The sequence below is a fragment of the Bordetella sp. 02P26C-1 genome (assembly GCF_009763255.1).
Lineage (GTDB): Bacteria > Pseudomonadota > Gammaproteobacteria > Burkholderiales > Burkholderiaceae_B > Bordetella_A.
Window position 1 is genome coordinate 1 of sequence record NZ_WSJB01000023.1, and the last position, 691, is coordinate 691.

Below are 691 nucleotides of genomic sequence, written 5' to 3' on the forward strand. Positions count from 1 at the left end.
CAGCGCAATTGGGGGTTCGGCCTATGCTTCCTGTATCTGCGCAACGTGAAGGGTTTGAAATACAACCACAAACGCGTCTACCGGATCTACCGCGAGTTGGAATTGAACTTGAGAATCAAGCCCCGTAAACGCCTTGTTCGCGAGCAGCCCGAACCGCTTGCGGTGCCCGCCACACTGAACGAAATCTGGTCGATGGACTTCATGCACGATCAGCTCGCCGATGGGCGCAGCATCCGGTTGTTTAACGTGATCGACGACTACAACCGTGAGGGGCTGTGCATCGACGTCGACTTCTCACTGCCATCGCTACGGGTTATCAGGGCGTTAAACCAGGTTATCGAGTGGCGCGGAAAACCTTTGATGATTCGTTGCGATAACGGCCCAGAATATGTCAGTGAGGCACTCAAGGACTGGGCAGCACAGCAAGGCATTACGCTGCAATTTATCCAGCCCGGAAAGCCCCAGCAGAACGCTTATATCGAAAGATATAACCGAACTGTGCGGTACGAATGGCTAGCCCACTACATGTTTGATACCGTCGCTGATGTTCAAGACTACGCCACAAAATGGCTATGGTCATACAATCACGAACGCCCCAACATGGCGCTCGGCGGGATTACCCCGAAGCAGAAACTCGCCATCGCGGCATAGCTTCTACCTTCCGAGACGTTTAAAAATGGGGGGATTACCA

1 protein-coding gene is annotated in these 691 nt (G+C 53.3%); it reads left to right on the forward strand.

The window, feature by feature from the left end; translation table 11 throughout:
* The coding region (locus tag GOQ28_RS14900; RefSeq protein ID WP_160357039.1) for an IS3 family transposase at positions 1–651 on the forward strand (651 nt) is incomplete at its 5' end.
* Positions 652–691: the final 40 nt, after the last annotated feature.